Source organism: Deinococcus actinosclerus, assembly GCF_001507665.1.
GTDB lineage: Bacteria > Deinococcota > Deinococci > Deinococcales > Deinococcaceae > Deinococcus > Deinococcus actinosclerus.
Genome location: NZ_CP013910.1, coordinates 3,105,804 through 3,130,051, shown reverse-complemented (window position 1 = coordinate 3,130,051; position 24,248 = coordinate 3,105,804). Strand labels below are relative to the sequence as shown.

The 24,248-nt window shown below is 71.8% G+C and carries 23 protein-coding genes and 1 tRNA gene; 12 read left to right on the top strand and 12 right to left on the bottom strand.

The window, feature by feature from the left end:
* Nucleotides 1-5: 5 nt before the first annotated feature.
* The 3 genes from AUC44_RS15320 to cax all read left to right on the top strand — a co-directional run bounded on the left by AUC44_RS15320 (nt 6) and on the right by cax (nt 2,398).
* Entirely contained in the window at nt 6-191 is a 186-nt protein-coding gene (locus AUC44_RS15320) for a hypothetical protein (protein WP_062159488.1), read from the top strand.
* Between the two features lie 23 nt (nt 192-214).
* Nucleotides 215-1,183, top strand: a complete 969-nt coding sequence (locus tag AUC44_RS15315; protein ID WP_062159487.1) for an aldo/keto reductase — start codon at nt 215-217, stop codon at nt 1,181-1,183.
* Nucleotides 1,184-1,255: 72 nt separating this feature from the next.
* Nucleotides 1,256-2,398 (top strand): calcium/proton exchanger, encoded by a 1,143-nt coding sequence (gene cax, locus AUC44_RS15310; protein WP_062159486.1) that lies wholly within the window; start codon nt 1,256-1,258, stop codon nt 2,396-2,398.
* A gap of 153 nt (nt 2,399-2,551) precedes the next feature.
* Here the strand turns inward: cax and AUC44_RS15305 are convergent, their stop codons facing one another.
* A complete protein-coding gene (locus tag AUC44_RS15305) occupies nt 2,552-3,259 on the bottom strand; it encodes a HepT-like ribonuclease domain-containing protein (RefSeq protein ID WP_062159485.1) in 708 nt (235 codons plus the stop codon).
* 50 nt (nt 3,260-3,309) lie between these two features.
* Here AUC44_RS15305 and AUC44_RS15300 point away from each other — a divergent pair, with 50 nt between their 5' ends.
* Both AUC44_RS15300 and AUC44_RS15295 read left to right on the top strand, forming a co-directional pair.
* Complete coding sequence (locus tag AUC44_RS15300) at nt 3,310-3,705, top strand: 4'-phosphopantetheinyl transferase superfamily protein (RefSeq protein ID WP_062159484.1); 396 nt, start codon at nt 3,310-3,312, stop codon at nt 3,703-3,705.
* An 81-nt stretch (nt 3,706-3,786) separates the two neighbouring features.
* Nucleotides 3,787-4,326: a hypothetical protein gene (locus tag AUC44_RS15295; protein WP_062159483.1), complete on the top strand. Its 540-nt coding sequence runs from the start codon at nt 3,787-3,789 to the stop codon at nt 4,324-4,326.
* Here AUC44_RS15295 and AUC44_RS15290 read toward each other — a convergent pair.
* Nucleotides 4,298-4,723: a hypothetical protein gene (locus AUC44_RS15290; protein WP_082689096.1), complete on the bottom strand. Its 426-nt coding sequence runs from the start codon at nt 4,721-4,723 to the stop codon at nt 4,298-4,300. The two genes, AUC44_RS15295 and AUC44_RS15290, sit on opposite strands and share 29 nt — an antisense overlap.
* A 122-nt stretch (nt 4,724-4,845) precedes the next feature.
* Entirely contained in the window at nt 4,846-6,078 is a 1,233-nt protein-coding gene (locus AUC44_RS15285; protein WP_062159481.1) for a class I SAM-dependent RNA methyltransferase, read from the bottom strand.
* Between the two features lie 109 nt (nt 6,079-6,187).
* On the opposite strand from AUC44_RS15285, the gene AUC44_RS15280 reads away from it, so the two are divergent.
* The 3 genes from AUC44_RS15280 to AUC44_RS15270 all read left to right on the top strand — a co-directional run bounded on the left by AUC44_RS15280 (nt 6,188) and on the right by AUC44_RS15270 (nt 7,704).
* Nucleotides 6,188-6,263 (top strand) — tRNA-Ala (locus tag AUC44_RS15280).
* A 24-nt stretch (nt 6,264-6,287) separates the two neighbouring features.
* A complete protein-coding gene (locus tag AUC44_RS15275; protein WP_157445407.1) occupies nt 6,288-6,998 on the top strand; it encodes a GIY-YIG domain-containing protein in 711 nt (236 codons plus the stop codon).
* Nucleotides 6,999-7,023: 25 nt separating this feature from the next.
* Complete coding sequence (locus AUC44_RS15270) at nt 7,024-7,704, top strand: winged helix-turn-helix domain-containing protein (protein ID WP_062159479.1); 681 nt, start codon at nt 7,024-7,026, stop codon at nt 7,702-7,704.
* A gap of 7 nt (nt 7,705-7,711) precedes the next feature.
* On the opposite strand, the gene AUC44_RS16710 is transcribed toward AUC44_RS15270, so the two are convergent.
* Both AUC44_RS16710 and der read right to left on the bottom strand, forming a co-directional pair.
* Nucleotides 7,712-8,002: a hypothetical protein gene (locus AUC44_RS16710; RefSeq protein ID WP_157445406.1), complete on the bottom strand. Its 291-nt coding sequence runs from the start codon at nt 8,000-8,002 to the stop codon at nt 7,712-7,714.
* Between the two features lie 166 nt (nt 8,003-8,168).
* Entirely contained in the window at nt 8,169-9,494 is a 1,326-nt protein-coding gene (gene der, locus AUC44_RS15265) for a ribosome biogenesis GTPase Der (RefSeq protein WP_062159478.1), read from the bottom strand.
* Nucleotides 9,495-9,979: 485 nt separating this feature from the next.
* On the opposite strand from der, the gene AUC44_RS15260 reads away from it, so the two are divergent.
* Nucleotides 9,980-10,309 carry a hypothetical protein gene (locus tag AUC44_RS15260; RefSeq protein WP_062159477.1) on the top strand — a complete coding sequence of 110 codons (330 nt, stop codon included), beginning with the start codon at nt 9,980-9,982 and terminating at the stop codon, nt 10,307-10,309.
* Between the two features lie 109 nt (nt 10,310-10,418).
* Here AUC44_RS15260 and AUC44_RS15255 read toward each other — a convergent pair whose 3' ends face one another.
* Nucleotides 10,419-12,308 carry an acetate--CoA ligase gene (locus AUC44_RS15255; protein WP_062159476.1) on the bottom strand — a complete coding sequence of 630 codons (1,890 nt, stop codon included), beginning with the start codon at nt 12,306-12,308 and terminating at the stop codon, nt 10,419-10,421.
* Between the two features lie 210 nt (nt 12,309-12,518).
* Here AUC44_RS15255 and ddrC point away from each other — a divergent pair, with 210 nt between their 5' ends.
* From ddrC to AUC44_RS15240, 3 genes are all read left to right on the top strand, one after another.
* Nucleotides 12,519-13,214 carry a DNA damage response protein DdrC gene (gene ddrC, locus AUC44_RS15250; protein WP_062159475.1) on the top strand — a complete coding sequence of 232 codons (696 nt, stop codon included), beginning with the start codon at nt 12,519-12,521 and terminating at the stop codon, nt 13,212-13,214.
* Nucleotides 13,215-13,286: 72 nt separating this feature from the next.
* A complete protein-coding gene (locus AUC44_RS15245; protein ID WP_062159474.1) occupies nt 13,287-14,333 on the top strand; it encodes an LptF/LptG family permease in 1,047 nt (348 codons plus the stop codon).
* 44 nt (nt 14,334-14,377) lie between these two features.
* Nucleotides 14,378-15,466, top strand: a complete 1,089-nt coding sequence (locus AUC44_RS15240; protein WP_062159894.1) for an LptF/LptG family permease — start codon at nt 14,378-14,380, stop codon at nt 15,464-15,466.
* 57 nt (nt 15,467-15,523) lie between these two features.
* Here AUC44_RS15240 and AUC44_RS15235 read toward each other — a convergent pair whose 3' ends face one another.
* The 6 genes from AUC44_RS15235 to AUC44_RS15210 all read right to left on the bottom strand — a co-directional run bounded on the left by AUC44_RS15235 (nt 15,524) and on the right by AUC44_RS15210 (nt 24,216).
* Nucleotides 15,524-16,321 carry a hypothetical protein gene (locus AUC44_RS15235; RefSeq protein WP_197408554.1) on the bottom strand — a complete coding sequence of 266 codons (798 nt, stop codon included), beginning with the start codon at nt 16,319-16,321 and terminating at the stop codon, nt 15,524-15,526.
* A gap of 61 nt (nt 16,322-16,382) precedes the next feature.
* On the bottom strand, nt 16,383-18,491 hold the full coding sequence (gene pta / locus AUC44_RS15230; protein ID WP_062159472.1) for a phosphate acetyltransferase: 2,109 nt from the start codon (nt 18,489-18,491) through the stop codon (nt 16,383-16,385).
* Complete coding sequence (locus AUC44_RS15225) at nt 18,488-19,687, bottom strand: acetate kinase (RefSeq protein ID WP_062159471.1); 1,200 nt, start codon at nt 19,685-19,687, stop codon at nt 18,488-18,490. Before AUC44_RS15225 ends, pta begins: the two co-directional genes overlap by 4 nt.
* 91 nt (nt 19,688-19,778) lie before the next feature.
* Nucleotides 19,779-21,857 (bottom strand): coiled-coil domain-containing protein, encoded by a 2,079-nt coding sequence (locus AUC44_RS15220; RefSeq protein ID WP_062159470.1) that lies wholly within the window; start codon nt 21,855-21,857, stop codon nt 19,779-19,781.
* Nucleotides 21,857-23,500, bottom strand: a complete 1,644-nt coding sequence (locus tag AUC44_RS15215; RefSeq protein ID WP_062159469.1) for a hypothetical protein — start codon at nt 23,498-23,500, stop codon at nt 21,857-21,859. Before AUC44_RS15215 ends, AUC44_RS15220 begins: the two co-directional genes overlap by 1 nt.
* Nucleotides 23,497-24,216 (bottom strand): roadblock/LC7 domain-containing protein, encoded by a 720-nt coding sequence (locus AUC44_RS15210; protein ID WP_062159468.1) that lies wholly within the window; start codon nt 24,214-24,216, stop codon nt 23,497-23,499. The genes AUC44_RS15215 and AUC44_RS15210 overlap by 4 nt, the downstream gene beginning before the upstream one ends.
* Nucleotides 24,217-24,248 lie beyond the last annotated feature (32 nt).

Below are 24,248 nucleotides of genomic sequence, written 5' to 3'. Positions count from 1 at the left end.
GACGCATGACCACCGTCTCCCCCCGCGCCCGGATGGGCGGATTATTCGCCCTGGGCTGCGCCCTGAACGTCATGGGCTTCGCGCTGGGCGGGGTAGGCCACCGTCCGGTTGCCCTGTTCCTGCTCAGCGGCCTCGGGTGCCTCCTGCTGCTGCTCGGCCTGTGGCTGGCCCTGAGTCACGTCCGCCGCTGACCACCGCGCGGCAGACTGGAGTCATGACCTTCCTTCCTGCTGAGGCGCCCCGACTGGGGCTGGGACTGGCGGCGCTGGGGCGCCCCGGGTACATCAATCTCGGCCACGGCGCGGACCTCGCGGACCGCAGCGTGGACGGGCTGCGTGCGCAGGCGTGGGCAGTGCTGGACGCCGCGTGGGCGGCGGGCGTGCGGTACTTCGACGCGGCGCGCAGTTACGGGCTGGGCGAGGCGTTCCTGGGTGGCTGGCTGGCCGCGCGCGGGCTCGGGCCGGGGTCGGGCGTGCGGGTGGGCAGCAAGTGGGGGTACACGTACGTCGCGGACTGGCGCCCGGACGCGCTGACGCACGAGGTGAAGACCCACGATCTGCCCACGCTGACGCGGCAGTGGCCGGAGACCCTGGCGGCACTGGGGCGCACCCCGGACGCGTACCTGATCCACTCGGCGACGCTGGACTCCGGCGTGCTGGAGAACCGGAGGGTGCTGGGGCGACTGGCGGAACTGGCCGCGTCGGGCGTGCGGGTGGGCCTGTCCACCAGTGGCCCTGCGCAGGCCGACACGCTGCACTGCGCGCTGGCGGTGGGGGTGGACGGCGTGAGCCCCTTCAGCGTGGTGCAGGCCACCTGGAACGTGCTGGACCCCTCGGCGGGCGCGGCGCTGGCCGAGGCGCACGCGGCCGGCTGGACGGTCGTGGTGAAGGAGGGCGTGGCGAATGGCCGCCTGACCGCCCACGGCCTGACCGGTCGGGGGGACGTGCCCGCGCCCCTGGCCCGGCTGGCCCACGAGCACGGCGTCACACCGGACGCCATCGCCCTGGCGGCGGTGCTGGCGCAACCCTGGGCGGACGTGGTGCTCAGCGGGGCCAGCACGACCGGGCAGCTGGCGCAGAACCTCGCCGCGCTGCGCCTGACCCTCCCGGCAGACACGCTGCGGGCACTGGCCCAGCCGCCGGCCGGGTACTGGGCGGCCCGCGCCGCGCTGCCCTGGCAGTAGGACCGAACCTCAGCCCGGGACCTCAAGGTTGCGTGGGTGCCCGGCCCCGCGGCGCCCGCTTACACTGCGCTCATGTTCATGAAAGCCCTGCTGGCGTTCATCCCGATCAGCCTCGTGCTGAAGTACGGCGTGCACGCCCCGCCCATGTGGATCTTCTTCACGGCCGTGCTGGCGATCGTGCCGCTGGCCGACTGGCTGCGCAAGGCCACCGAGCACGTCGCCGTGCACGCCGGACCCACCATCGGCGGGCTGCTGAACGTCACCTTCGGGAACATGGCGGAACTGATCATCGCGATCTTCATCCTGATCAGCGGGAACACGCAGGTCGTGAAGGCGCAGATCACCGGGTCGATCATCGGGAACGCGCTGCTGGGGCTGGGCCTCGCGATCGTCGCGGCGGGCTTCGTCAAGGGCGGCGGGCGGCAGAAGTTCAACGCCGCGAACGCCGGGCAGCTGTCCGCCATGCTGTTCCTGACGGTCATCACCCTGACCCTCCCGGCAATCTTCGACTACACCGAGCAGCTGCCCGCCTTCGCCGCCGAGGCGGGCACCCGGGCGAACCTCGACGAGCGCCTGAGCATCGGCGTGGCCATCCTGCTCATCGTCGTGTACCTCCTGAACCTCGTGTACACCCTGGTCACCCACAAGGACGTGTTCGCCGCCCCCGAGGGCGAGGCCGGGCATGGGCACGGCCCGGAGAACCCCTGGTCGCTGCCGGTCGCGCTGGGCGTCCTGTTGGGCGGCACCGCCCTGATCGCCCTGGAATCCGAGATGCTCTCCGGCGCGCTGGAAGCCACCGCGAGCACCCTGGGCCTCAGCGAGTTCTTCCTGGGGATCATCGTGCTGGCCATCGTCGGGAACTTCGCCGAATACCTCGCCGCCGTGTACTTTGCCCGCAAGGGCCAGATGGACCTCGCCGTGAACATCGGCCTGGGCGCCACCATCCAGGTCGCGCTGCTCACCGCGCCGCTGCTGGTCATCATCGGCGCGCTGCTCGGGCACCCCATGAACCTCGTGTTCAGCTCCCCGCTGGAACTCATCGCGATCATCGCCGTGGCCCTGATCGTCACGAGCGTGACCAAGGACGGGGAGACCACCTGGTTCGAGGGCGTGCTGCTCATCGCGGTGTACATCGCCCTGGCGCTGGCGTTCTACTTCGTCACGCCGCGCGGCGCGGAGGAGGCCGGACTGATCCTGCGGGCCCTGGGCGCGTAACCGCCTCCGCCGTCACACGCCCGGTCAAGCGCCGGGCGTTTCCTCATACGGATTCCGTCTGTTCCGTTGACAACCCGGAAGAACACCGGGTTGCCCACTCCACGCCCGGAACCCGTTTCGCTCCTGCTCGGGTTGAACGGCTTTGCGAACCGTTCAACCGGAGTCCGTATCGTGGCCGTCCGCCAGGGCCTGGAGCGCGGGCCGCAGCGCCGGGAGGTCCACGCGCGCCGTGTGCCAGATCAGGCCCGGCTCGATCCCGAAGTAGTCGTGCGCGACCGTGTTCCGGATGTCGCGCAGCAGCACCCACGGCACCTCCGGATGGCGGTCCTGCACGCTCTGGGGAATGAACTTCGTGGTCTCGCCCAGCCGCGCCAGATTGTGCAGCACGGCGTCGCGCACCACCTCGTCCCGCTCGAAGGTCGTCAGCGAGTGCCGGTCCGTGAACGCCACGATCCGGTCTATGGCCGCCAGCAGGTCGAACACCCGCCAGCGCCAGCGTTTGGGCCGGTGCGAGCGCGGCGCGGGCTCCGGCACCGCCATGACGTCCACCGCGTCCGCGAGGATCTCCCCACGCAGCGGTGGGCGCAGCGCCCCGGGGGTCATGACGTCCACCCGGCGGTTCAGCACCCCCTCGAACACGTCCCGCACCCGCATCAGGTCCAGCAGGCCCCGCGCCGGACCGGGCTGGAACTCGATCAGCACGTCGATGTCGCTGTTCGGCCCGGCCTCGCCGCGCGCGACGGACCCGAACACCCGCACCTGCGCCACGCCCAGCGCCTCCCACAGCGGCCGCGCCTCCCGCAGCGCCCCCGCGATGGTCGGCAGGCGGAGGTCCGGGAACAGCGGCTCGGCGGCGGGCATGCGCCCCAGGATAGGGGGCGCGGGGCGGGCCAGCCGCTATGCTGACCCTCATGATCGTCGCCGTGGGGCATGACCTGATCGAGATCAGCCGCATCCGGCGCATGCTCGAGCGCGAGGGCAGACGCGCCGAGAAGCTCTTCGCGCCCACCGAACTCGAGTACTGCGCGCGCCTGACGGACCCCGCCCCCAGCCTCGCCGCGCGCTTCGCCGCCAAGGAAGCCTTCCAGAAGGTCTGGCCGCGCCCGCACGGCTGGCGGGACGTGTGGGTGCAGCGCGACCGCACCCCGGGCGGCCCCTTCCCGTTCGCGCCGCCCGTGCTGGGCTTCGCGCCCGACATCGCCGACGAACTGAGCGAACGCGGCTGGGTGGCGCACCTGACCCTGACGCACACCAAGGAACACGCCTCGGCGGTCGTGATCCTGGAGGCGCGTCGAGGTCCCGCCTGAGCGCTACCGAGCTGGGCGGCACGCGGCCGGAACTGTCCGCCCGCTGACAGCGCCCCCGACGGAGCGGGCGTACGCTGGCTCATGGACGCCAGCATCCGGGACGTGCGCCGCACCGTGGGCCGGGGAGTCGGCCTGAGTCTCTGCCTGCTCGCCGCGCCGACCGCCGCGGCGCAGACCGGGGTGGCGCAGACCCAGAACTCCGCAGCGCAGACCCGCCCCGCCGGGCCGACGACGCAGGCCGCCGCCGAGCAGACCGCCCTGACCCGAGGCCGCGCCCTGCTCGCGGAGTTCTACGCCGTGAAACTCGACGCCCTGTGGCAGGCCTTCACGCCCGAGGTGCGCGCCCAGTGGGGCACCCTGGCCGACTTCCGCGCGTACCGCGAGGCGGGCGTGCAGACCTTCGGCGCGCAGCGGCAGCAGATCGGCGAACGCACCCTGACCCGGGACGGCGAGACCTTCTACGTCCGCAGCGCCATCTTCCAGCGCGACCCGACGACCGTCTGGGCAATTGTCATCGGTTTCACCGGCCCCCGCGTCAGTACCTTCGTGATCCTGCGGGAAGGAGAGACCGGCAACGACCCGGTCGCGGGCCTCAGCCCCCGCTGGCCGGAGCGGCCGTAGGCGCGCCGCCGCTCTGGCGGGCCAGTTCACGCCCCGAGCCGTCCGTCACCGTGAAGGTGTAGGCCCGCTCGCTGCGCGCCACCCAGTTCACGCGGAAGTCCACGCACTCTGCCGGCAGCTGCGTCTGCGCCGCCGACGGGTAGCGGTCATCCAGGCTGTCCTCCCGGAAGACCTCCAGCGTGCGCGTCAGGGCGTTCGCGCAGTTCTGCCCCGCCGCCCGCTCGGTGACGTTCTGCGCGTCGGCCGGCAGGGCGGTCGCCTGCTCACCCTGCATGGCCCTGACCTGCGCCTCCAGCTCGGTCACGCGCGCCTGGAGCGCCGCGTTCTCGGCGCGGGCCTCGCGGTCCTGGCAGCCGCACAGCAGGACGGAACACAGCAGGAGGGGAAGCGCCTTCACGCGCGGCAGCCTAGCGCCTGCCCGCCCCGCCAGGGGTCAGAACCCCCTCACGGACACCTTCATGAAGGTCGCTCCGTCCAGGCCACCGGAGCAGCTGGGCAGGGCGCACAGGTAAGGGCGCGTCAGCGGTTCAGGACGCTCACGATCTCCACGTGACTCGTCTGCGGGTAGAAGTCATGCGGGACCACCTCGCCCAGCTTCCAGCCGCGCCGCACCAGATCGCCGACGTCCCGCGCCCAGGTCGCCGGGTCGCACGACACGTACACCAGCCGGTCGGCGGTGCTCGCGTGAATGTGATCCCGCGCCGCCTCCTCCAGCCCCGCGCGCGGCGGGTCCACCACGATCACGTCCGTGCCCAGCTCGCTGAAGCGCGCCGCGTCCCCGTTGCGGAACGTCACGTTCCCCTCACCGGTGTTCGCCACGTCCTGCCGCCCGCGCGCCAGCGCCTCGGCGGACGAGTCCAGCACCGTCACCCGCCGGAAGTGCTTGGCGAGGTGACGACCAATCGCCCCCGCGCCCCCGTACAGGTCCACCGCGTGCTCGCCCTCACCGGCCAGCTGCGTCGCCCGGCGGTATGCGAGACCCGCCGCCTCCGGGTTCACCTGCGCGAAGCCCGTCGCGGACACCCGCACCTGCACCTCCCCGAACTGCTCGGTGATCTCCCCCTCACCCGCGATCAACCGCACGCCCGCACTGAACCGCCGACCCGCCGGCTGCGCCAGACTCACGCCCACCACCCCGGCCTCCATCAGGTGATCACTGGCCCGCAGGAACGCCTTCGGTTCCCCCGCACCGATCACGGCCGCCACGACCTCCCCGGTCAGGCGACTCGCACGGAACGCCACCTCGGTCGCCGGGTCCAGCCGCTCGGGATCGATGCGGTCCAGCACCGCCTGAATCTCCGGCATCACCAGCGGGTCTGCGCGCACCACCAGCGGATCACTGCCGCGCCGCTCGCGGTACGCGAGGCCCTGCGGGGTCACGAGGTACTGCGCGGTGTTCCGGTAGCCCCACTCCTGCGGGCTGGGCACCGTCGCCGCCACCCCATGCCGCACCTTCGCGATGCGGCTCAGGGCCTCCTCCACGAACGCCCGCTTGAAGCCCAGCTGCGCCTCGTAACTCGCGTGCGCCAGATCCGCCGTGGGCAGGTCCGGGCCGTCCACGCGGTCCGGGCTGCGGCGCAGCACCTCCACCGTCACGCCCTGGCGCACGCCCTTCCCGCTGCGCACCCGCGCCGTGACCTGCTCGCCCGGCAGCGCCCCCCGGACCAGCACCACGCCGGACTCGTCCCGGGCCAGCCCCAGCCCCCCGGCTACAAGTTTCTCGATTTCCAGCGTAAGCAGTGCGTCCGACATCCCCACAGCGTAGCGCGGACAGCCCCCACCGCGCAGGACCGGCCCCACACACGCCCCCACTGGACACGCGCCGCACGGAGTGATACATTCCCTGAGCCCTGAGGCATCAGGGGCTGTGGCGCAGTTGGGAGCGCGTCTGAATGGCATTCAGAAGGTCAGGGGTTCGAATCCCCTCAGCTCCACCAGAAACGAAGAGGGACACTGTAGCGATGCAGTGTCCCTCTTCACTTGATGCTCTTTCTGCCCAGGCCACCGATGTACTGGGTGTCTACGCCCTTCTGGACGATCTTGCCCGGCGCCAGGGCGGGCTGCGGGTGCTGAGTGACCTGCGGCGCGAGGACTGCCCGCCGCGCGGCGTGTATTTCATGTACGAATCCGGCGAGGACCGCACCATCACGGGCAGCGGACCGCGCGTCGTGCGGATCGGCACGCACGCCGTCAGCCGGGGCTCACGCGCCAGCCTCTGGACGCGGCTCGCGCAGCACCGGGGCAGCCGCGCAGGCAGCGGTAACCACCGCGCGTCCATCCTGCGCCGCCACGTGGGCGAGGCCCTGATCGCCCGGGGGGACTTCTCGGTCCCCAGCTGGGGCAGCCCACGCGGCACTCCCGAAGGCCGCGCTCACGAACGCCCGCTGGAAGAGGAAGTCAGCCGCCGGGTCGGGGCCATGCAGGTGCTCCTGCTGCCCATCCCCGACCCGCCCGGCCCGGACAGCGAACGCGCTCTGATCGAACGTGGCGTCATTGGCCTGCTCAGTCAGCACGGCGAGCCGGCCTCCGGCGACTGGCTGGGTCGTCACGCCTCCACACCCGAAATTGCCCGCAGCGGTCTGTGGAACGTCCGACACGTCCACACCACCCCGCCCCCGAACCTGCTGGACACACTGGAACGCCTCGTTTCAGCCGGGCCCGTCGCGCACTGAAAGCCTCTCGGGGCATGCTGCGCCCATGCCTGACCCGACCCCCGCCCAGCTGGAGAGCCTGCGCGTCACCGACGAACCCGCCGCCCGCGCCCTGCGGCAGGACACCCACCTGCTCGGCCTGTTCCTGAGTCCCGCCTCGCCCAGCGACGTGGCGGCCCGCGCCGGGATGCCCGCAAATCTCGCGCATCACCACGCGCGGCGACTGGCGGGCCTGGGCCTGCTGTTCGAGCAGCGGCGCGAAGCCGGACGCGTGTACTACCAACTGCGCGCCCGCACCTTCCGCGTGCCCAGCGACCTGCTGCCGCCGCAGGACCCGGACGGCAACGGGCGGGGCGACCTGCGTGACCTCACGGACCGGTTCCTGGCGGCGTACGAGCGCTGCTGGGCGTTCATGCGCAACGGCGAGGAAGACGTGTGCAGTTTCGGGAACGAAGAGCATCCTGCCGAGCCACTGGAGGAGATCACGGAACCGCTGGGGGCGCCCTTCCCCGCACACCTCGACCACCTGACGCTGCGCCTCACCCCGGAACGCTACGCGCGGCTGGCCCGCGCCCTGAGTGACGTGCTGACCCACGCGTTCGCGGAAGGTCACAGCGACAGCGGCGAGCCCTGCACGCTGGCCGTCTTGACCTTCACCGACCCCAGCGCGGACCCCCGCGCCCTGTCTCGCAACCTCAACAGCTTCCTGGGCCCGAACCCGGTCTGAGCACCCGTCACGTCCGGTCGCGCAGCAGCGTGGGCGCGGCTCCCAGCACGAACCCCAGAAACAGGATCTGGGCCAGAAGCGCCGCCGAATCCTCGATCGTGCTGCCCAGATGCAGGCTGAACTTCAGATTCACGGTCACGTCGGTCAGCATGATGCCCAGCGGCAGCCACACGCCACCGGAGGATCGTCGCCACAGCATCGCGGCGGCCAATGGGTCAAGGAGGGTCAGGGACGTCCAGAAGGTGTTCAGCCACAGTGGCGCGTACCCGTACCGTACGGCAGCCAGCCGCCGCGCCACACGTCCGCCGCGTGGTTGAGGGCCGCGCCCGCGAGACACAGGACGCAGGCCAGCCGCAGCCAGGAGGACACGGAACGCACCCGCCGAGCCTACCGCCTGCCCTGTGTGGCTGACACCGCAGGTCAGCAGAAACCCCCGCGCGTGGCGGGGGCTTGTTCTCCTGGGGTCACTCCTCGTCGGTTTCGCCCTTCTTGCCTTTCTTGTAGGGGCCTTTTTCCTTCCATTTCAGGCGGACGGGAATCCCGGCGAGTTGCAGGTCCTCGCGGATGCGGTTTTGCAGGAAGCCTTCGTACGCGCGGGTGACGAAGTCGGCGCGGTTGCAGAAGATCGCAAACGTCGGGGGCGCGGTTTCCACCTGGGTCATGAAGTACATCTTGAGTTTCTTCCCGTGGAAGTTCGGGACGGCCTGACGCATCTGCCAGACTTCCAGCCAGCGGTTGAGTTCGCTGGTGGGGATGCGGCTCTGCCATTTCTCGTGGAGTTTCATGGCCTCGGCGAGCATGTCGTGAATGCCGTACTCGTTGATGGCGCTGGTGTACACGCGCGGCGCGTAGGAGATGTGGTTGAGTTTCTGGTTGAGTTCCTTCTCGACGCGTTTGAGGTCCTCGTCGGGCACGAGGTCCCACTTGTTCACGACGACGATGACGGGTTTGCCGCTGTCGTACGCGAGGTTCGCGAGTTTCAGTTCGTGATCGCCGAGTTCCCCGGCGTTCAGCACCAGCCAGATCAGGTCGCTGCGTTCGATGGCGGCCTGGGAGCGCTGGATGGCGTAGTCCTCGATGGCGGTGTCGGGTTTCTTGCGGATCCCGGCGGTGTCCACGAGCACGAAGCGCTGCCCGCCGTAGTCCCATTCGACGTCCAGGCTGTCGCGGGTGGTGCCGGGCTGGTCGGCGACGATGGCGCGGTCGGTCTGGGTGATGGCGTTCAGGAGGCTACTCTTGCCGACGTTGGGGCGGCCGATCAGGCTGATGCGGATGGGCGCGACTTCCGGGACGTCCTCGGTGTCCTCGGGCATGTGCGTCAGGACGCGGTCCATGAGGTCGTCAAGGCCACGGGCGTGCTCGGCGCTGATGGCGACGGGTTCGCCGAAGCCCAGGCCCCACAGCTCGGCCATGTAGACCTCGTGCTTGGGGCTGTCGATCTTGTTCGCGGCGATGATCACGGGCTTGTTCAGGCGGCGCAGCCAGTCGGTAACCTCGTAGTCGGCAGCGGACAGGCCCTCGCGGGGGTCGAGGACGAAGATGATGGCCTGCGCGCCTTCCATGGCCCACTCGGCCTTCTGGCGGATGGCGTCTTCCCACTCGTCCCCGCTCCAGAGGCCCCCGGTGTCGATCAGGGTGATGCGGTGGTTGTGGTACAGCATCAGGCCTTCTTTCGCGTCGCGGGTCACGCCGGGGAAGTCGGCGACGACGGCCTCGCGGCGGCCGATGAGGCGGTTGAACAGGCTGGACTTGCCGACGTTGGGTCGGCCGACGATGGCGACTTTATGCATGGTGTCCTCCGCGCCCGTCTGGGCGACGAGCGAAGCGAGTGGGAGTTATTGCGCCCGGACGGAAGTCCGGAGGCACGGCCGGCAGGCTCGGGCCGGAGGAGTGCAGTCTGGGTGCATGGTGACGCTCCTTGTACGGTGTCGGTTCCACCCCGGGCGTCTGGGGGGTTCCGCCGAAACGGCCTGCGCCTCACGGTGAGGGGGCCTGCGACAGGCGAGTCTACCGCATGGGGCCGTGTGCGCGTCCGTGCGCAAGGAACGGTTCCAGCCGGGAGAGGGGAGATGAGGCTGCATACCGCTGGACAGCGGATTGGCAGAGGTCGTGCTGCACGCATTTTTCAGGCCTATACGCATGAGTTGACACAGGCCGCATACTGCGTTATCCTACTTCTATCACCGTCCGAGAAGGGCGGATTTTTCGTTTTGATCTCGATTGGCCTGCGGCAAGTGAGGCACCTGAGGCGATTCGGGGCGCGTAGCGTGCAGGTATGAATACCACCCTGAGTCTGGGCAGTCTGGCGGTCAGCAGTGGCATTCTCGCGGCAGGCCTGATCTTCCTGTACGGCGTGTGGCTGGGCCGCCGTGACACTGGCTGGCGGGCCGCGCGGGGCGTCCTGGCCGCCGTGGTGCTGGGCGGCGTGCTGCCGTTCCTGCTGATCCAGTTCGCCCCCGTGCTGTTCAGCTCCGATTCCCGTAGCCTCACCAGCCTGCTTCTCCTCACCATCGTGAACATCGTCGGGGTGCTTGTCGCGTTCCTGCCGTGGCTGGTCGCCGGGAACTGGCTGGAGATCCTGCGCCTCGACGGGCCGCGCACCTGAACCGGGGCAGGGGCGGTTCCGAGTGGATACCCTTGACCACCCCTGCATACCGCGCTATAGTTTTGGACATCACCGCCCACGAGGCGGCTTTTTTATTGCCTGTGGCCGGTCAGCCTTCCAGGGTAGTGAGGTCGCCGGGATCCTGCCCGAGCGCCTGTGCGCGCAGGACGCGGCGCATGATCTTCCCACTGCGGGTCTTGGGCAGCGCAGTCACCACGCGGATCTCGCCGGGCGTGGCGATCGGGCCCAGTTCGCGCCGGACGTGTTCGCTGATGCTGGCGCGCAGGCCCTGGCCCACCTGATCCTCGAAGCCCTGGCGCAGGATCACGTGCGCGACGATGCTCTCGCCTTTCAGGTCGTCGGGCACGCCGATCACGGCGGCCTCTGCGACGGCGGGGTGGGCGACCAGGGCGTCTTCCACGTCGGCGCTGCCGATGCGGTACCCGGCGACGTTCAGCACGTCGTCCGCGCGGCCCAGGATGCTGATGTACCCGTGCTCGTCGCGCACGGCCAGGTCGCCGGACAGGTACCCGGCGGGGTTCTCGGTCCAGACCTGCGCGTACTTCTCGGGGTTGCCGTGAATGCCGCGCATCATGCCGGGCGTGGGGCGGCGCAGCACGAGGTGCCCCTGCACGCCGTCCGGGAGGCTGCGGCCCTGCTCGTCGACCACGTCGGCGTCCACGCCCGCCAGGGGGCGGCCCACGAAGCCGGGCCGGGCGGGCCAGCGCGGGTGGGTCCCCAGGATGGGCGCGCCCAGTTCCGTCTGCCACCAGTGGTCGATGACGACGGCGTGCGCCCCCTCCTCCAGCCCCCCGGCGAGGTGCTCCTGCGCCCAGCGCCACGCCCCCGGGTTCAGGGCCTCGCCCGCGCAGGCGATCACGCGCAGGCTGCTCAGGTCGTGCCCTTTCAGCACGTCCGGGCCGAGCTTCATGAACAGGCGCAGCGCGGTGGGCGCGGTGAACAGCACGTTCACGCCGTAGCGTTCGACGGTGCGCCAGAACACGCCAGGATCCGGGAAGTCCGGGGCGCCCTCGCGGAAGAGGACGGTCGCCCCGGCGGCCAGCGGCGAGTACACGATGTAGCTGTGGCCCACGATCCAGCCGATGTCGCTGGTGCAGAAGAACACGTCGCCCGCCCGCACGTCGAACAGCTGCCCGAGGTGGTAGGTGCTGGCGACCATGTACCCGCCGTGCGTGTGAATGACGCCCTTGGGTTTCCCGGTGCTGCCGGACGTGTACAGCACGTACAGGGGGTGCTCGGCGTTCACGGGCACCGCCCCGGCGCGGCCGTGCGTGAAGAGGCTCTCCCAGGGGACGGTGCGGGCGTCGTGTTCGCGCTGGTAGGTCTTGATGCGTTCCCACAGCACGAGGTGCTCCACGCCGCCCAGATCCGCGATGGCCTCGGAGGCGATGGCGTACAGGTCCACGAGTTTCCCGCGCCGGTACCCGACATCGGCCGTGATGACCACGCGCGCCCCGGCATCCGTGATACGGTCGCGCAGCGCACCCACCCCCAGGCCCGCGTATACGACCGAGTGCACCGCGCCCAGACGGGCGCAGGCCAGCATGGCGATCACGCCCTCGGGCGTCAGGGGCATGTAGATCACCACGCGGTCGCCCGTATTCACGCCCAGCGCGCGCAGCCCGGCGGCGGCCCGCTCGACCCGTTCGTGCAGCATGCCGTACGTGATGACCTGCGCCTCCTCGGTCTCCGAGAACCAGATCAGCGCCGCGCGGGTCCTCGCCTCACCCCGCGCGTGGCGGTCCAGCGCGCTGAGGGTGATGTTTGTCTCTCCGTCCGCGAACCACTGCATGTGCGGGCGGTCCCAGGTCAGCCCCGTCGTGGGCGCCTTCGTCCACTCGAAGGCGCGGGCCTGCGCCAGCCAGAACGCGTCCGGGTCGCGGCGGGCGGCCTCGATGTCGCCCTCGGGGTCGCTGTTCAGGCGGCGCAGCACGGACTCGGGAACAGACCAGCGGTCAGGGCGATGGGCATCCGTCATGGGTGAAACCTCCGGGGTCGGGAAGCGGGGTTCGGGTTGTGCGTGCCGCTCAGTGTAGCGGGGGTGGTGGGCTGAGGGGTGTACCGGACCGGTATTAGGCAGAATTCCTGCTCCCGGAGGGTGATGGAGCCCGCAGGATCAGTCCCGGCGATGGGCCTGATCACCCGCCGGTCATTATGCTTTTAGCATAATTTATGCTATACTTTTCTTGTGAAGAACGTGCCCCTGACCCTCGATTTCGGCACCGTCCGGCTGCCTGTCAGCGCGGACGGCCTCCTCCACGCGGCGGCGGCCCTGACGCAGCTGGGCGTCTCCGAGGACGCGCACACGGCCACCCTCGCCGCCCACGACCTGACCACCGACACCGCCGACTTCGGCGCCGGCCCGGAAGGCGCCCTGAGCGTCCCCGCGTTCACCGCGCTGTGCTTCGCGCTGGACACCACCCAGGCCCGCCGCTGGCGCAAGCGCGCCCAGGACCTGCTGACCGGCGCGCTGCAGGGCGACGTGCGCCTCGCCGCCAGCATCGCCGAACGCAACCCCGACCCCGAAGCGCGGCGCTGGCTGGCCGCGCGCCTGGACAGCACCCACGCCCGCCGCGAACTCATGAGCACCGTCGCGCGGCATGGCGGCGCCGGGAACGTCTACGGGCAGCTGGGCAGCATCAGCAACCGCAGCGTCCTGGGCACCGACAGCGCCACCATCCGCCGCGAACGCGGCGTGAAACACACCCGCGACGGCCTGAGCAGCACCGAACTGCTGCGCCTCGCGTACCTCGACGCCGCCACCGCCCGCGCCATCCAGGACCGCGGCGCGCACGGCAACGCCGCCATCCTCCGGGTGCACGAGCACCTCGCGCGGCATGAGCGGCAGGGCTGGCACGGCGCGCAGCCCCCCCAGGCAGGCTGATTTCATCCGGGGGCGGCGGGTGGGCACGCCAGTCCCCCGCCGCCCTCATGCTGGGCCGCTAGAATCCGGCACGTGCCGTCACTCCTGATCCGCCTCGTTCTGGCCGAGGTCACGCGCTGGTACGCGGCGGGCGTCGCGCTGTTCCTCGCGCTGCAACTCACGGACGCCCTGAGCAGCACCGTCGCCAACCTCATCACGTACAAACCCGCCCTGAGCACCGCCGCCGGAGCCTTCCTGAGCCTCGCGCCCAGCTTCCTGAACCGCAGCCTCGTGCTGGCCGTTCCGTTCGCGATCCTCTTGGCGCTCTCGCGCATGCAGAGCGACAACGAACTCAAGGCCATCAGCGCCGGGGGCGTCCCGCCGCTGCGGCTGGTGTGGCCCATCGCGCTGCCCTTCCTGCTCGTCGCGGCCTTCACGTACGGCAACGCCAACCAGTTCGCGCCGCAGGGCATGGCCCGCTGGTGGAACACCTGGTACGGCATCTACAACATGACCCCCCCGCCCCCCGAACAGCTGCGATACACCTACGCCCCCCCCGGCGCGCTGTACTACGCCGGCAAGGTCGTCACGCCCAGGGGCAGCGCCGAGGCCCAGCTCCAGGGCGTCATGGTGCAGCGCGGGCAGACCACCCTGACCGCCAGCACCGGCACCTGGAACACCCAGCGGCGCACCTGGACGCTCCTGAACCCCTGGGAGACCCGGCCCGGCCAGGCCCCGCGCGCCCTGACCGGACCGGTCACTGTGCCGCAGACCGACCGGCTGCGCCCCGCCATCGTCGAGGTGGAGCAGGCGACCACGACCGTCCTGAAGGCGCGCGCCGCCGACCCCGGCCTGCCCGACACCGACCGCCGCGAGGCCACCTTCACCGTCGCGCAGCGCACCGCCGACCCCGTCACGCCCATCGTGTTCGCGCTGGCGGCCGGGGCGCTGGGCCTGCTGCTGCGTAACCGCGCCGCCGCGTTCGGCGCGGTCCTGGTGTTCCTGGTGGGCTTCTACGCCGTGTGGACGACCATGCCCGGCCTGGCCCGCGCCGGGGCGGTGCAGCCCGATCTGGCCGCCTGGACCCCCAACCTCGTGTTCCTGATCCTGGCGGCCGCGCTCGCCTGGAGGCTCCGGTGACCCGCTCCCTCGCTCAACCCACGACCCCGCGCCCGGCGCCCCGCCTGAAGACCTTCGAACGCTACGTGCTGTCCGAGATCGCGCCGCTGCTGTTCGGCGCGCTGGCCGCCGTGATCGCCCTGCTGGTCGTCGCCAGCCTGGAAAAGATCCTGGCGCCGCTGCTCGCCAAGGGCGCGCCCCCGCTGCTCGTCGCGCGGCTCCTGGCGCTGTACGTCCCGGAAGCCACCGCCCGCGCCCTGCCCATCGCGCTGATGTTCGCCGTGCTGCTGGGCCTGTCGCGTCTCGCGGCCGACAGCGAGATCAAGAGCGCCCTGGCCGCCGGGATTCCCGCCACGCGCCTCTACCGGCCCGTGCTGATCCTCGGGGCGGTCGTCACCGCCCTCGCCTTCGCGCTCGGCGAGGGCCTCGTCCCCCGCGCGCAGACCCAGATCAGGGAAGTGCAGCAGCAGATCGTGCTCGCCAACCCCCGCGTCCTGGGCCTCGGCGAGCAGAACGTCGTCCTGCGCGACGCGCTGGGCCGCGCCATCAGCATCGGGCAGATCCTCCCCGGCGGGGAACTGCGCGACCTGCGCATCGTCACCATGCAAGACGGCCTGCCCCCCCGCGAGGTCATCACCGCCCGCCAGGGCCGCCTCATCCCCGGCAGCGCCACCCTCACCCTGAAAGGCGGGCAGCGCGTCACGTACCAGGACGCCCGGCCCGTCACCATCCTCAGCTTCGAGACCGGCACCCTGCCCCTCCAGGACACCGGCACGGACCTCAGCAGCGCCGCGCAGGTCCGGCCCGTCAACGATCCCCTGCCCGTCCTGTGGGCGCGCCTGAGCACCTACCGCGCGCAGGGCATCCAGGCGCCCGCCGAGTTCACCGCGCTGCACCAGAAATTCGCTGCGCCCCTCGCCGCGCTGGCCCTGGCGTTCTTCGGGGTCAGCCTCGCCGTGTTCAGCTTCCGCAGTGGCCGCAACGTCGGCTTCGTCTGGGCGCTCATGCTGACCTTCGCGTACTACGCCACGTACAGCGTCTTCAACGTCATGGGCGAGAAGGGCGCCCTGCCCGGCGCGGTCGCCGCGTACGCCCCCGACCTCGTCGCCGTCCTCGCCGGCAGCCTGCTGCTCTGGCTCAGCGCCCGGCGGTAACCGGACAGCGGAGAGGGGCGCGTGCGTGCAGATCACGCGCCCCTCTGCCAGTCGGGATCAGTACAGCACCGATCCGCCCGCCTTCAGCGCGAAGTGCACGCGGCGCAGCGCCACCCCCTGCGCGCGCGACAGCGGCACCCCGCCGTCCAGCCGCCAGAGGGCCCGCGCATGCAGCGCCATGCGGTGCGGCGCGTCGGTATCCAGCGTGCCCACGTACTCGAACGTCACCGCGCCCCCCAGATCGTCCACCAGCGCGTCCAGCCGTTCCAGCGAATCGGACTTGCGGCGGCCCCGGTGGATCAGGTCCTCGCCGTACCGCCGCACGTGGAACTTGTGGTCACTCTGCACGTGAAACCCCGTGAAGCCCAGCGCCCGCGCGTGCGAGAGCGCCACCCGGATGGCCTCGCGTTCCGCCAGTCCCTCGTGCCCCGCCGCGCCCGGCAGGTTCAGCGCGTACGGGCGGTCACCCAGCAGGTACCCCAGGCTCAGGTGCCCGTCGGTCTTGTCGGCGCTGCCGTCTGTTCGGACGCGCACCACCCCCGCCCCCGGCAGATCGGCACGCAGTGCCGCCAGCCCATGCGCGTCGGGCTGCACCCCGGCGGCCAGATCGGTCAGCGCGCGGGCCACCAGCGCCGCCCGCACCGCACGGCCCGCCTGCACAGCCCGGGCGGCTGAATCGTCGACGTCATGCCACTCCAGGAACCCCAGCGCCCCGGCATGCCGCGCGGCCAGCGCCGCCACGTCACGAGAGCGGGGCAGGCCATACGGCACGCCGTCCAGCACGTACCCAGGCAGCCCACCGGGCGCGAGGAGCAGCGAGGCCCGCTGATGCCGCGCCGGTGCAGGGCTCACCACGGTCGCCCCCCAGCCTGATCAGCCCGGGGGCGGGTAGAGCGTCGGCGAGTGAGCGACCCCGTCAAGGCGAGGGGGTGGCTTCCACCTGCGTGGCCTGGATGGCGGTCAGGGCGATGGTGTACACGATGTCGTCCACGAGCGCGCCGCGGGAGAGGTCGTTGACGGGTTTGCGCAGGCCCTGGAGCATGGGCCCCACGGCGACCACCCCGGCAGCGCGCTGCACGGCCTTGTAGGTGGTGTTGCCGGTGTTCAGGTCGGGGAAGATGAACACGGTGGCGCGGCCCGCGACGGGACTGCCGGGGGCTTTCTGCTGCCCGACCGAGAGGACGCTGGCGGCGTCGTACTGCATGGGGCCGTCGACCAGCAGGTCCGGGCGGCGTTCGCGCACCAGGGCGGTGGCGGCCTTGACCTTCTCGACGTCCTCGCCGCTGCCGGACTCCCCGGTGGAGTAGGACAGCATGGCGACCCTGGGGGTGATGCCGAACGCGCGGGCGCTGTCGGCACTCTGGATGGCGATGTCGGCGAGTTCCTCGGCGTTCGGGTTGGGGTTGATGGCGGCGTCGCCGTACACGAGCACCTGTTCGGGCATCAGCATGAAGAACACGGAACTGACCAGTTTCGAGCCGGGCGCGGTCTTGATGAGCTGCAGCGCGGGCCGCACGGTGTTCGCGGTCGTGTGGATGGCGCCCGACACGAGGCCGTCCACCTCGCCCAGCGCGAGCATCATGGTGCCCAGCACGACGGTGTCCTCCAGCTGCGCCTCGGCCTGCGGGGCGGTCAGGCCCTTACTCCTGCGCAGCTCGACCATCGGCGCGACGTACAGCGCGCGGATGGTGTCCGGATCGAGGACTTCCAGCCCCTCGGGCAGCGTGAGGCCCTGCCCCTCGGCGACCTGCCGCACCCGCTCGGGCCTGGCGAGCAGCACGGGGCGCGCGATGCCCTTCTCGACGCAGCGGATCGCAGCCTTCACGGTGCGCGGCTCGTCCCCCTCGGGCAGCACGATGCGTTTGGCGGCCGCGCGGGCCTTCTGGATCAGCTCGTAGCGGAACGCGCTGGGCGGCAGGCGGCGCTCGCCGTCCAGCGGGGCGCGCAGGCGCGTGCCGAGCGGCACGGTGTCCAGGCGGTCGGCGATGAAGTCCAGCATGCGGTCCATCCGCTGCGGGTCGTCGTGCGGTACGCGCGCGTCCAGCCGCGAGAGGCGCGAGGCGGTCTCGAAGGAGTTCGTGTTCACCCGCAGCACGGGCAGGGTGCTGCCCAGCGCGGCGCGGCACAGCCGCTCGATGCTCTCCTCGGGGCCGCTGCCGGACGTGAACATCAGCCCCGCCAGCGGCACGCCGCTGAGGTGCGACAGCGCGGCCGCCATGATGACGTCCTCGCGGTCGCCGGGCGTGACGACCAGCGCGCCCGGCACGAACAGGTGCGCCATGCGCGGCACGGTCCGGGCCGTCACGACGGTGCTCGTCACGCGGCGCACGGCGGCCTCGCCCTCGTTCACCACGTCGGCGCGCAGGTGCCGCGCGATGTCCAGCGTGCGCGGCGCGTTCAGGCCCGCCGACTGCGACACCACGCCCAGAAGCGGCAGTTCCCCGCTGGCGAGCACGCGGCTGCGCGAGCGCAGTTCGGCCATCAGCGTGCCGTAGTCCAGGCCCGGCGGGGCGAAGTTCAGCACGTACCCGCTAAGGCCCGAGCCGTCGCTGCGCCGGTACGCCTGCGCGGCGATCTCCAGCTCGTCGGCCAGTTCGCCCGGCGTGACGCCCGCCAGACTGGACACCAGGACGGTGTCCGCCTGGAGGTTCCGCGCGAGGCTGGCGTTCAGCGCCCCGGCGTAGGTGTTCCGTTCGTTCAGCGCCAGCCCCTCGGCGATCAGGACGTCCGCGCCGCCCTGCGTGACCTCCTGCGCGAGCGCCACGACGCTCTCCATCAGGTCCTCCTCGCCGCCGTGGCTGAGCTGCTCCTCGGCCAGCGCCAGCGGGATGGGGTCGGGGACGCTCAGGTGCGCCAGCGCCCGCGCGAAGTGCACGCTGTCGTCGGTGCTCAGCTCGTGCGTCTGCGCGATGGGTTTCAGGAACGCGACCTTCAGGCCCTGCCGTTCCAGCGCCCGGGTGAGGCCCAGCGCGGTGCTGCTCAGGCCCACGCCGTTGCGGGTCGGGGCGACGAAGAGGGTCTTCATGCCTGGACTCCCTGCTGCTCGGCCAGCAACGCCTGGGTCTGCTGCGCGATCATGAGTTCCTCGTTCGTGTTCACGACCAGCGCCGCCAGGGCGCCCGGCGCGCTGATCACGCCCGACTGCCCACGCACCGCCGCCGCGTTGGCCGCCTCGTCCACTTGCGCCCCCAGCACCGCCAGCTTTGAGAGCACCGCGCCGCGCACGAAGGCGCTGTTCTCCCCGATGCCGCCCGTGAACACCAGCCCGTCCACCCGGCCCATCGCCGCCGCCATCCCCGCCATCTGCTTGGCGAGGCGGTGCACGAACACGTCCAGCGCCAGCCGCGCCCCCGGATGCCCACGCCCGGCGGCTTCCTCCAGCTCGCGCATGTCGTTGCTCAGCCCCGACAGGCCCAGCAGGCCGCTCTCGCGGTTCAGCGCGGCCGTCACCTCCGACAGGCTCAGGCCCGCCTGCCGCGCGATGTAATCATGCAGCCCAGGGTCCACGTCGCCGCTGCGGGTGCCCATGACCAGCCCCTCCAGCGGCGTCAGGCCCATGCTGGTATCCACGCTGCGCCCCCCCTGCACCGCGCACACGCTGCACCCGTTGCCCAGGTGCGCCGTCACCAGATTCAGCTCCGACAGCGGCCGCCCCAGCGCGTCGGCGGCGCGCGCCGCCACGAAGGCGTGACTCGTCCCGTGAAACCCGTAGCGCCGCACCCCATGCTGCCGGTACCAGTCCCCCGGCACCGCGTACCGGAATGCGACCTCCGGCATGCTCTGATGGAACGCCGTGTCGAACACCGCCACGTGCGCCGCCTCCGGGAACGCCGCCTGCGCCGCCTCGATCCCCGCGATGTTCGCCGGGTTGTGCAGCGGCGCCAGCGGCACGCACGCCCGGATGCCCGCGAGCACCTCCGGCGTGATCAGTGCCGGCGCACTGAAGCGCTCCCCGCCGTGCACCACCCGGTGCCCCACCGCGCCCACCTGGGCGCGCACCCCCAGCTCGTCCAGCGCGCCCGCGATTACCGCGAAGGCCTCGGCGTAACTTCCGCCTGCCAGATCCACCGCGCGCCGCGCGCCGTCCACCTCCACGCGCGCCGACGCGCCCGCCGACCCCAGCCGCTCCGCCAGCCCCGACAGCCGCACCTGCCCACCCTGCACGTCCAGCAGCGCGAACTTCACGCTGCTCGACCCGCAATTCAGCACCAGAGTCCACATGCCCCCATTCTGACAGTGGGCGCGGGGACGCGCGGCCCCGCTCATGAAGACTGGCCTTCACGTCGAGTGAAGGCCAGGAAGCGGGGGCGGCTCAGCTCTGGCCGGTATCCAGCCAGGGGCCGACCTGCTCGTCCAGATCCGTCCAGTTCAGGGCGCGCCCCAGGCGCCACTCGCCGGGCGTGGTGCTGCGCGCCGACCAGACGTGCGTGCTGTCCCCCATGTCCAGGCGTTGCAGGCCCAGGGCGCTGGCCTGGTGCAGCAGCGTGCCCATGCCCTGCGCGGCGAGGGTGTGCGCGCCGTGCTGGATCTGTCCCTGCACGAACAGCCACGTCTCTGCCGGTTCGGTGGGGGCCGCAGCCGAACTGAAGGAGAAGGGCGCAGCCGCCGCCGGTGCAGCCGCCGCCGGTGCCGGTGTCGCCGGGACGGGTGAGGGCGTGACGGACGCGCCAGACAGCAGCGTGTCGAACAGGGACGCGGCGCTCGCGGCCGGTGCGGCGGCAGGGACTGCCGCGCTGAAGCCGGAGGACGCCGGGGCCGCGGCGGGCGGCACGCCCGGATCGGGGTCCAGGATGGTGCTCTCCTGGAAGTCGAACACGTCCAGCAGGCCGCTCAGGGCGTCCTGACCGAAGGTGGAGGTGACCTCCTGCGCGGCGCGGTACTCGGCGTGCGCCTCGGCGAGGAGCGCCTCGGCGTCGTGCAGGGTCTGCTCGTAGCGTTCGCGGGCCTGCGCGCTCATGCGGCCCAGGCGGCGCTGGGCGCGCAGCGTGTCGGCCAGGCGGCCCAGGCGCTGCGTGGTCTCGCCGGCCAGCTGGCGCACCATGTCGTACTCGCGGATCACGCGGTCGGCGCGGGTGTCGAAGTCCGCGCGTTCCTGCGCGGCGGCGCCCATGCGGCGTTCCAGCAGGGTCCACAGCTCCGTGACGTTCACCGGCTGGCCCTGCCCCAGGCCCGCGCGGGCCTGGGCCAGCAGCGGGGCGAGTTCCTCGCTGGCGCCGGCCACGTTGCGCGCCGAGCGCTCGATCTCCAGCAGTTCACGCTGCGTTTCGAGCTGCGCGCTGGCGTTCACGCCGGAGGCGAGCGCCGCCTGCATGTCCATCAGTTCCTGGAGCTCGTCGGTGGCGAGACTGCCGCTGTCGAGCAGGTGCCGCGCGGAGTCCAGCGCGATGCGCATGTCGGCGGTGGCGGTGGCCTGCACCAGCGCGCCCTCCAGGCGGGCCAGCTGGGCGCGCTGCTCGCTGAGGGTCCGCTCGCGCTCCACCTTCAGGTCCGAGCGCCAGCCCTCGACCAGATCGGCCGTGAGCTGCCCCCCGCCCTGCAGGGCACGCAGGCGGTCGTACGCCTCGCGCAGGTCGGGGCGGCCCTGGAGCAGCGGCGCGAACTCGCGCTCGGCGAGGCTCAGCTGCTGCGCGGCGTGTTCCTGCTCCAGCGCCAGCACGCGCGCCTGCGCCTGCGGGTCCAGGATCGTCGCGGACGTCGGAATGACCGCCTGATCGGGCGTGACCGACTGCACCACCGACGATTCGAGCAGCTTGCGGAGGTTGAAGGTGATGGTGCGGGCGCGCTCGACCTCGCCGGGCAGCAGCGTGCCCTGCTTCTGCGCCTCGTCGATCTGACCGATCAGGGTGTCCAGACGCCGGACGTCCTTGCCGCCCATGCCCTGCACGCGCTCGAAGGCGGCCTTGAGTTCGGCCAGGTCCTGGCCCTGTTCGATCAGGCCCTCCTGCAGTCGGCGGTCCATCGCGTCGATCAGGTTCTGGGCCTCGCGGACCAGATCCTCGATGTCCCGGCCGTCTTTCTCCTCCTGGCGGGCGACGGTCAGCACGCCACGCAGGCGCTGCGTTTCCGGCCAGTCGAAGTACAGCGAGAAGCGCCGCGCGGCCTCCTCCAGCGCCGGCAGCTGGCTGCCCTGGGCCGGCAGCAGGCGCTCCTGGGTGGCCTTGAGCAGCTCAGCCAGCACCTCGGACACGCGTTTCTTGGCCAGCGGGGCGGGCACGCTGAGCTGCAGCCGCTTGAAGACCTCCCTTTTCAGGATGTCCTCCAGCGTGGCGATGTCCAGCAGTTCGAGGGTGGAGCCGCGCGACTGCGCCGCCTCCTGAAGAATGCGTTCCAGGGCGCGGGGCGATACCAGATCGCCCAGCATCTGAACGGGTAAACGGTGCAGACTCGCCATCAGACGTCCTCATCCCAATCGATCGCAGTGTGGTGCACGGTGGCCTGGGCTGCGCCGCCCTGATCACCCATCAAGCCGAACTGCACGCACAGTCCGCGGAACCCGTACGTGAGCAGGCCCAGGGCCGCCAGGGCCACCAGTGCCCAGATCGGCAGGGCGTACGCCCCCTGGGAGAGCGTGACGTTGCTCAGGGCCGCCAGGGCGCCGCCGCCCAGCGTGTCTCCCAGCGCGCCCAGGAAGCCGAAGATTCCTTCCAGGAACAGGGGGAGCAGCAGCAGCACCAGCCCGGCCGTGATGGCCCGCCAGTACATGTTCCGTCCGCCGAAGGCCAGATTCAGCAGGTACAGCGGCGCCAGGGCACCCAGGCCCAGCAGCAGGAACACCAGCGCCCGCAGCCAGCCGCTGAACCAGCCGGCGGTGCCCAGGGCCGCCCGGTTCAGGGCGCTGCTTCCCTCGCCGCGCGCGGCCTGCTCGGCGTTCGCCAGCCCCCCGATCAGGGCCTGCACGTCGCTGGGACGCGGGGCCGCGCGGGTCTGCGCGGCGTCCAGGGCCCGCTGGAGCGCGGCGTACTCGGCGGTGTCGCGCAGCGGGGTCGTCGCGCGGCCGAGCTGCGTGGCGGCCTCCTGGAGTGCCGCGCGGGTCGTCTGGGGGTCGCCGTGGCTGCTGGCGCCCAGCGCGCGCCCGAGCGCGGCGTACGCCGCGTCCGCGCCGCCCGTGGCCGGTGTGGCGGGCGACGGGGTCACCGGGGCCGCGCCCGCGGCTTCCTGCGCGCCGGTCTTCGCCCCGCCGGTCTGGGCCGACCCGGTCTCCGCACCGGTCTGCCCGCTGGCCGATCCGGCCGCGTCGGTGGCCGGGCCCGGCCTGGGCGTGGGGGCCGCGCCCGCCGTACCGGACGGCGCGGGCGGCGTGGCCAGCGCCCGGGAGAAGGCCTGCGCGCCCTGCCGCAGCGTCGTCAGCGAGGTCGTCAGCGCCGCGGTGTCCCCACCCGTGAGCTGCCGCAGCGCGTCACCGAACTGCGAGAGCTTCAGGCTGCCCGCACTGCTGGAATCCTGCACCACCGTGAACCAGCCGGTGGCGCGGGCCAGATTCACGTAGGCCGCGGTGGTCTGCTGCGCCTGGGTGGCCTGCAGGGCCGCGCTGACCTTCTGCACCGCCGAGCGTTGCAGGCGCCACGCGGCGCGTTCGAGCTGCCCGGCCTTCACGTCCGCCGAGAGGGCCTGCGCGGCCGCGCCCGTCAGGCCGAATTCCCGCGCCAGGACCCGCAGCTGCGCGTCCTCGTCGGCCGGCTGCCCGCCCAGCGCGGCGAGGCTCTGGTCGTACAGCGCCTTGCGCATCAGGCCGCGCGCCAGCAGCACCTGCGCCTGCAGTTCCGCCGGGGTGCGGGCCAGGGCGCCCCGGCTGCGGTCCAGCGCGTCGCGCAGGCCACTGACGATCTGCTGGTTGCGCAGCGTGGGCGCGAGCTGATCGAGGGCCGCCCCCGCGGCGTCCAGGCGGTTGAGCGCCGCCTCGGCCGACTGCGCCCGGGCCTGCACGGCCCCGTCGAGCTGGGTGGCCAGCGCCCCGTACGCCGAGAGGTTCTGCGCGCCCGCGACGCTCAGGCCAGCGGTGAGGAGCCACGCCAGTCCTGTGCGGCGCGCCGTCACGCGGCCACCCGGATCTGCTGGAGTTCCACAAGTAGTCGGCCCACGTTCGCCTGCGAGTTGGCGATGACCGCCACGCAGTGCTCACCCAGCGGGCACACGCAGACCGTCTGCCCCCCCAGGTCGGCCGAGAGCAGCCGCAGCGACCGCTTCTGGAACAGCATCGCGCTGGCCGCCACCACGCCCGCCAGCCCGTTGGCGTCGCGCACGGCGCGTACGCGCAGCACCTCGCCACTGGCGCGGCAGACCATCACGCCCTGCACGCCGGTGAGGCGCCCCAGCGTCTGAATGAGGGTGTCCTGGTCCAGCGTGGAGTTCAGGTCGTACGAGCGGCCCGACAGGCCCGCCGCGTACTCCGGATCATCGAACTCGAAATCGTCGGCGCCCAGCCCCAGGTCGGTCCACAGGTCGGTCTCCTGGGGGTCGTCCCAGGTGGCCTGCGGCCCGCTCTCGACGAACAGGGTGGGGGCCTTGGGGTAGCGTTCCGCCATCTGCCCGGACAGCGTCCGCAGTTCCTGACGGGCGCGGGCGGCGGGCATCACGGCGCTCAGGCGTGAGAGCAGCGGCCCGGACAGCAGCCGCTGCATGTCCTGGGCACTCACGGTTTCCGGCAGCAGGTTCTGCTCGCGCAGCACCGACCGCACCATTGTTTCAGCCGCCCGCTCGGAGACCACGCCTGCCAGGGCGCGGACGGTCATGGTGTACACAGCGTTCGTCATGAGGGACCTCAAGGCAGTATAGGTACACCGGA

What these genes read in the sequence shown, in the direction of transcription:
- AUC44_RS15320 (WP_062159488.1), top strand. Translation starts at nt 6, where the DNA reads ATGACCACCGTCTCCCCCCGCGCCCGGATGGGCGGATTATTCGCCCTG.
- AUC44_RS15315 (WP_062159487.1), top strand. Translation starts at nt 215, where the DNA reads ATGACCTTCCTTCCTGCTGAGGCGCCCCGACTGGGGCTGGGACTGGCG.
- cax (WP_062159486.1), top strand. Translation starts at nt 1,256, where the DNA reads ATGTTCATGAAAGCCCTGCTGGCGTTCATCCCGATCAGCCTCGTGCTG.
- AUC44_RS15305 (WP_062159485.1), bottom strand. Translation starts at nt 3,259, where the DNA reads ATGCCCGCCGCCGAGCCGCTGTTCCCGGACCTCCGCCTGCCGACCATC.
- AUC44_RS15300 (WP_062159484.1), top strand. Translation starts at nt 3,310, where the DNA reads ATGATCGTCGCCGTGGGGCATGACCTGATCGAGATCAGCCGCATCCGG.
- AUC44_RS15295 (WP_062159483.1), top strand. Translation starts at nt 3,787, where the DNA reads ATGGACGCCAGCATCCGGGACGTGCGCCGCACCGTGGGCCGGGGAGTC.
- AUC44_RS15285 (WP_062159481.1), bottom strand. Translation starts at nt 6,078, where the DNA reads ATGTCGGACGCACTGCTTACGCTGGAAATCGAGAAACTTGTAGCCGGG.
- AUC44_RS15275 (WP_157445407.1), top strand. Translation starts at nt 6,288, where the DNA reads ATGCAGTGTCCCTCTTCACTTGATGCTCTTTCTGCCCAGGCCACCGAT.
- AUC44_RS15270 (WP_062159479.1), top strand. Translation starts at nt 7,024, where the DNA reads ATGCCTGACCCGACCCCCGCCCAGCTGGAGAGCCTGCGCGTCACCGAC.
- der (WP_062159478.1), bottom strand. Translation starts at nt 9,494, where the DNA reads ATGCATAAAGTCGCCATCGTCGGCCGACCCAACGTCGGCAAGTCCAGC.
- AUC44_RS15260 (WP_062159477.1), top strand. Translation starts at nt 9,980, where the DNA reads ATGAATACCACCCTGAGTCTGGGCAGTCTGGCGGTCAGCAGTGGCATT.
- AUC44_RS15255 (WP_062159476.1), bottom strand. Translation starts at nt 12,308, where the DNA reads ATGACGGATGCCCATCGCCCTGACCGCTGGTCTGTTCCCGAGTCCGTG.
- pta (WP_062159472.1), bottom strand. Translation starts at nt 18,491, where the DNA reads ATGAAGACCCTCTTCGTCGCCCCGACCCGCAACGGCGTGGGCCTGAGC.
- AUC44_RS15225 (WP_062159471.1), bottom strand. Translation starts at nt 19,687, where the DNA reads ATGTGGACTCTGGTGCTGAATTGCGGGTCGAGCAGCGTGAAGTTCGCG.
- AUC44_RS15220 (WP_062159470.1), bottom strand. Translation starts at nt 21,857, where the DNA reads ATGGCGAGTCTGCACCGTTTACCCGTTCAGATGCTGGGCGATCTGGTA.
- AUC44_RS15210 (WP_062159468.1), bottom strand. Translation starts at nt 24,216, where the DNA reads ATGACGAACGCTGTGTACACCATGACCGTCCGCGCCCTGGCAGGCGTG.